The 6144-nt window shown below is 59.5% G+C and carries 5 protein-coding genes; all 5 read left to right on the top strand.

Going from position 1 to position 6144, the window contains the following annotated elements; genetic code table 11:
• Positions 1-17 precede the first annotated feature (17 nt).
• Positions 18-1934: a molecular chaperone DnaK gene (gene dnaK / locus ACXRVY_RS14625; protein ID WP_223458581.1), complete on the top strand. Its 1917-nt coding sequence runs from the start codon at positions 18-20 to the stop codon at positions 1932-1934.
• 295 nt (positions 1935-2229) lie between these two features.
• On the top strand, positions 2230-3354 hold the full coding sequence (dnaJ, locus tag ACXRVY_RS14620; RefSeq protein ID WP_057716482.1) for a molecular chaperone DnaJ: 1125 nt from the start codon (positions 2230-2232) through the stop codon (positions 3352-3354).
• 10 nt (positions 3355-3364) lie between these two features.
• Positions 3365-4171 (top strand): 4-hydroxy-tetrahydrodipicolinate reductase, encoded by an 807-nt coding sequence (gene dapB, locus ACXRVY_RS14615; RefSeq protein ID WP_223458582.1) that lies wholly within the window; start codon positions 3365-3367, stop codon positions 4169-4171.
• 259 nt (positions 4172-4430) lie between these two features.
• Entirely contained in the window at positions 4431-5567 is a 1137-nt protein-coding gene (gene carA / locus ACXRVY_RS14610) for a glutamine-hydrolyzing carbamoyl-phosphate synthase small subunit (protein WP_223458584.1), read from the top strand.
• 117 nt (positions 5568-5684) lie between these two features.
• Positions 5685-6144: carbamoyl phosphate synthase preATP-grasp domain-containing protein (locus ACXRVY_RS14605; protein WP_458237644.1), on the top strand; the 460-nt coding region annotated here is incomplete at its 3' end.

The following is a 6144-nucleotide window of genomic DNA, read 5'->3' as shown; positions in this document are numbered from 1 at the left end:
GTTTCGGGAGAGTGAACATGGGCAAAATTATCGGTATCGACCTGGGGACTACCAACTCCTGCGTCTCCGTGCTGGAAAACGGCAAGGCAAAAGTTATTGAAAACGCTGAAGGYGCGCGTACCACGCCGTCGATCATCGCTTACGCCAACGATGGCGAAATTCTGGTTGGCCAATCGGCCAAGCGTCAGGCTGTGACCAATCCGCACAACACCCTGTATGCGGTGAAGCGTCTGATCGGTCGTCGTTTCGACGAAGAAGTCGTGCAGAAAGACATCCAGATGGTCCCTTACAAGATCGTCAAGGCTGACAACAGCGACGCCTGGGTTGAAGTGAACGGCCAGAAAATGGCACCGCCACAAATCTCGGCTGAAATCCTGAAGAAAATGAAGAAGACCGCCGAAGACTACCTCGGCGAGACCGTGACTGAAGCGGTGATCACCGTTCCGGCCTACTTCAACGATAGCCAGCGTCAGGCGACCAAAGACGCCGGCCGCATCGCCGGTCTGGACGTAAAACGTATCATCAACGAACCAACCGCAGCTGCTCTGGCTTACGGTATGGACAAGGCGAAGGGCGATCACACCGTGATCGTTTACGACCTGGGCGGCGGTACTTTCGACGTTTCCGTGATCGAGATCGCTGAAGTCGATGGCGAGCACCAGTTCGAAGTGCTGGCCACCAACGGTGACACGTTCCTGGGCGGTGAAGACTTTGACATTCGTCTGATCGACTACCTCGTCGACGAATTCAAGAAAGAAAGCGGCATGAACCTCAAGGGCGACCCGCTGGCCATGCAGCGCCTGAAAGAAGCTGCTGAAAAAGCCAAGATCGAACTCTCCTCGAGCCAGTCGACCGACGTGAACCTGCCGTACATCACTGCAGACGCCACCGGTCCAAAGCACCTGAACGTGAAGATCTCCCGCGCCAAGCTCGAAGCGCTGGTGGAAGACCTGGTTCAGCGCACCATCGAACCTTGCCGCATCGCAATGAAAGATGCCGGTATCGACGTTGGCGCGATCAACGACGTGATCCTGGTGGGCGGTCAGACCCGCATGCCGCTGGTTCAGAAGCTGGTGACCGAGTTCTTCGGCAAAGAAGCTCGTAAAGACGTCAACCCGGACGAAGCGGTTGCCATGGGTGCTGCTATCCAGGGCGCGGTACTGGCCGGTGACGTGAAAGACGTTCTGCTGCTCGACGTCAGCCCGCTGACCTTGGGTATCGAAACCATGGGTGGCGTGATGACCGCGCTGATCGAGAAAAACACCACGATTCCTACCAAGAAATCGCAAGTGTTCTCGACTGCCGACGACAACCAGGGCGCCGTGACCATCCACGTGCTGCAAGGCGAGCGTAAGCAAGCCGCACAGAACAAGTCCCTGGGCAAGTTCGACCTGGCCGACATTCCACCGGCTCCACGTGGTGTGCCGCAGATCGAAGTGACCTTCGACATCGACGCCAACGGCATCCTGCACGTAGGTGCGAAGGACAAGGCTACCGGCAAGACTCAGTCGATCGTGATCAAGGCCAACTCCGGTCTGTCCGACGAAGAAATCGAGCGCATGGTGCGTGATGCCGAGGCTAACGCCGAGGAAGACCGCAAGTTCGAAGAGCTGGCCACTGCCCGCAACCAGGGCGACGCACTGGTTCACTCGACGCGCAAAATGGTTACCGATGCCGGCGATAAAGTGACCGCGGAAGAGAAGACTGCAATCGAAGCTGCCGTAGTTGCCCTGGAAGCCGCCGTCAAAGGCGACGACAAGGCTGCTATCGACGCCAAGGTTGAAGAGCTGTCGAAAGTCTCCGCTCCAGTGGCGCAGAAGATGTACGCCGAACAGGCTCAGCCTGCTGAAGGCGCGGCACCGCACGACGACAAGGCGGAAAAGGCTGATGACGTTGTCGACGCCGAGTTCGAAGAAGTCAAAGACCACAAGTAAGTTGTTGGTCGGCCGGTTGACTGCCTTCAGGCGGTGACTGGTAGGATGTCGCCGCGCGGGAGCTTGCTCCCGCGTTGGCGTATCTGGAATACGCGAATTTTTACAGCATGCGACAGCGTTTGTGTGTTGTTGGTATGGTCGGAAATGCTCCTGCTTTTCGCGCCGCAAGTACCGCAAGAATCAAAGACCAGGATCGTTGAATTGACGTGAGTTGGGTCCGGGCCTGTATTGGGGCTCAACGAGTTCGGCAGACTCAGGAGGGTTGTGCCGGACGTCCTTAAGAGTGCAAAGACTTATGGCAAAGCGTGACTATTACGAAGTGTTGGGTGTTGAGCGTGGCTCAAGCGAAGCAGACCTGAAGAAGGCCTACCGTCGCCTGGCGATGAAGCATCACCCGGACCGTAATCCCGATGACAAGGCGTCGGAAGAGATGTTCAAGGAGGCCAACGAGGCCTACGAAGTGCTGTCCGATTCCAGCAAGCGCGCGGCATACGACCAGTACGGTCATGCCGGTGTCGACCCGAGCATGGGGGGTGGCGGTGCCGGTTTCGGCGGTCAGAACTTCTCCGACATCTTTGGCGATGTCTTCAGTGACTTCTTCGGTGGCGGTCGCGGCGGTTCCCGTGGTGGCGCTCAGCGCGGCAGTGACTTGCGCTACACCCTGGAGCTGGACCTCGAAGAGGCAGTACGCGGTACGACCGTGAATATCCGCGTTCCGACGCTGGTCAACTGCAAGCCTTGCGACGGTTCCGGCGCCAAGAAGGGTTCTGCTCCGGTGACCTGCCCGACTTGCGGCGGTATCGGCCAGGTGCGCATGCAACAAGGCTTCTTCTCGGTGCAGCAGACCTGCCCGCGCTGCCATGGCCAGGGCAAGATCATTTCCGATCCGTGCGACTCCTGCCACGGCGAAGGTCGTGTCGAAGAGTACAAGACCCTGTCGGTGAAAGTGCCGGCCGGTGTCGATACCGGTGACCGCATTCGTCTGTCCGGCGAAGGCGAGGCGGGTGCCCAGGGTGGGCCAACTGGCGATCTGTACGTGGTGATCAACGTGCGCGAGCACTCGATTTTCCAGCGCGATGGCAAGCACCTGTTCTGCGAAGTGCCGATCAGCTTCGTCGATGCGGCGCTGGGTGGCGAGCTGGAGATTCCGACCCTTGATGGTCGAGTCAAACTGAAGATCCCTGAGGGGACCCAGACCGGCAAGCAGTTCCGCGTTCGCGGCAAGGGCGTTGCGCCTGTGCGCGGCGGTGGTGCCGGTGATTTGATGTGTCGTGTGGCGGTCGAGACTCCGGTCAACCTGAGCCGTCGCCAGCGTGAAATGCTTGAGGAGTTCCGTAGCTCCCTGGCGGACGACAACAGCCATTCGCCGAAAACCACCGGTTGGTTCGAAGGCGTGAAGCGCTTCTTCGGTGATTTGTAAGGAGACAGGCATGCGACGTATTGCTGTGATGGGTGCCGCCGGGCGCATGGGTAAAATCCTGGTCGAGGCGGTGCAGCAGCGTGCACCGCTGACCGGTCTGACGGCCGCCATCATCCGACCGGGCAGCACGCTGATTGGTGTGGATGCGGGTGAGTTGGCGTCCTTGGGGCGTATCGGTGTGCCGTTGTCCGGCAACCTGGATTCAGTGGCGGAGGAGTTCGATGTGTTGATCGACTTCACGCTGCCGGAAGTCATGCTGAAAAACCTGGCGTTCTGCCGCAAGGCAGGTAAAGCCATGGTCATCGGCACCACCGGGCTGGATGCTGCACAAAAGCAGTTGCTGGCCGAGGCGGGCAAGGATATTCCGATCGTGTTCGCGGCCAATTTCAGCGTAGGTGTGAACCTGTCGCTGAAGTTGCTCGACATGGCGGCGCGCGTGCTGGGTGATGAGGCGGATATCGAAATCATCGAAGCGCATCACCGGCACAAGATCGACGCGCCTTCAGGCACCGCGCTGCGTATGGGCGAGGTGATCGCCAGCGCCCTGGATCGTGATCTGCAAAAGGTCGCGGTCTATGGTCGTGAAGGTCATACCGGCGCGCGTGAGCGTGAAACGATCGGTTTTGCCACCGTTCGTGGTGGCGATGTGGTCGGCGATCACACTGTGCTGTTCGCCTGTGAGGGGGAGCGTCTGGAAATCACGCATAAAGCGTCCAGTCGCATGACGTTCGCCAAGGGCGCGGTACGTGCTGCATTGTGGCTGGACGGGCGCGAACCTGGCCTTTACGACATGCAAGACGTGCTCGATCTGCGTTAAGATGCACCCGAAATCGGGCTCGCGCACAGCGTTTGAGCCCGGTTTTGTTCCGTCAAGCGACGTCCTGTCGCATTCTCCAGCCTTTAAGGCTCATTGGCGGTAGACCAAAAAAGCCTTTTTCTGTAAGCTACAGCTTTAGTGTGTCCACTAAAAGCGCGCAGAATAATTCGGTGAAGAAGCGGGGTGACGTGTCCATACGTCACTCCGCTTTTTTACAACCTGCGATCGCCCTTTCAGGCTTTATTTACGGGAGGTCTTCTTGACTAAGCCAGCCATACTCGCCCTTGCTGATGGCAGCATTTTTCGCGGCGAAGCCATTGGAGCCGACGGTCAAACCGTTGGTGAGGTGGTGTTCAACACCGCAATGACCGGCTATCAGGAAATCCTTACCGATCCTTCCTACGCCCAACAGATCGTTACCCTGACTTACCCGCACATCGGCAACACCGGCACCACGCCGGAAGACGCCGAGTCCAACCGCGTCTGGTCTGCCGGCCTGGTCATCCGTGACCTGCCACTGGTGGCAAGCAACTGGCGTAACACGATGTCCCTGTCCGACTACCTGAAGGCCAACAATGTTGTGGCCATCGCCGGTATCGACACCCGCCGCCTGACGCGCATCCTGCGTGAAAAAGGCGCGCAGAACGGCTGCATCATGGCCGGCGACAACATTTCCGAAGCCGCCGCCATCGCCGCCGCCCAGGGTTTCCCTGGTCTCAAGGGCATGGACCTGGCGAAAGTCGTCAGCACCAAGGAAAGCTACGAGTGGCGCTCGACTGTCTGGGATCTGAAAACCGACAGCCACGCGACCATCGAAGCCTCCGAGCTGCCGTACCACGTGGTTGCCTACGACTACGGCGTCAAGGTGAACATCCTGCGCATGCTGGTCGAGCGCGGTTGCCGCGTGACTGTCGTGCCTGCGCAAACCCCTGCCGCCGATGTGCTGGCGCTGAAGCCGGACGGCGTGTTCTTGTCCAACGGCCCTGGTGATCCGGAGCCTTGCGACTACGCGATCCAGGCGATCAAGGACGTGCTGGAAACCGAGATTCCGGTCTTCGGTATCTGCCTCGGTCACCAGCTGCTGGCCCTGGCCTCCGGCGCCAAGACCCTGAAAATGGGTCACGGCCACCACGGTGCCAACCACCCCGTCCAGGACCTGGACAGCGGCGTGGTGATGATCACCAGCCAGAACCACGGTTTTGCCGTAGACGAAGAGACCCTGCCAGCCAACGTTCGCGCGATCCACAAATCGCTGTTCGACGGCACCCTGCAAGGTATCGAGCGTACCGACAAGAGCGCCTTCAGCTTCCAGGGTCACCCGGAAGCCAGCCCTGGCCCGAACGACGTAGCGCCATTGTTCGATCGCTTCATCACCGAGATGGCCAAGCGACGCTGATCGCTCGCCCTGATGTAGCAAAGCTTGAGGGTGGCCCCGCACCGGCGGCCCCCTCAACTCTTCAGAGATTGAACAAGACGGCTTGCCGACTGACCTGCGGATTTGAGTGACAAACCCATGCCAAAACGTACAGACATTAAAAGCATCCTGATTCTTGGCGCTGGCCCGATCGTGATCGGCCAGGCCTGCGAATTCGACTACTCCGGCGCCCAGGCCTGCAAAGCCCTGCGCGAAGAGGGTTACCGCGTCATCCTGGTGAACTCCAACCCGGCCACTATCATGACCGACCCGGCCATGGCCGACGCCACCTACATCGAGCCGATCAAGTGGCAGACCGTTGCCAAGATCATCGAGAAAGAGCGTCCGGACGCGCTGCTGCCAACCATGGGTGGCCAGACCGCTCTGAACTGCGCCCTGGACCTGGAGCGCGAAGGCGTTCTGGAGAAGTTCGGCGTAGAAATGATCGGTGCCAACGCCGACACCATCGACAAGGCTGAAGACCGTTCGCGTTTCGACAAGGCGATGAAGTCCATCGGCCTGGCGTGCCCGCGTTCCGGTATCGCCCACAGCATGGAAG

The organism is Pseudomonas sp. P5_A2_2 (genome assembly GCF_054177685.1).
The sequence above is the reverse complement of the archived record's forward strand: the minus strand, read 5'-3'. Positions and strand labels throughout refer to the sequence as shown.

Coding starts and splice junctions, on each gene's coding strand:
- dapB (WP_223458582.1), top strand. CDS start 3,365: ATGCGACGTATTGCTGTGATGGGTGCCGCCGGGCGCATGGGTAAAATC.
- dnaJ (WP_057716482.1), top strand. CDS start 2,230: ATGGCAAAGCGTGACTATTACGAAGTGTTGGGTGTTGAGCGTGGCTCA.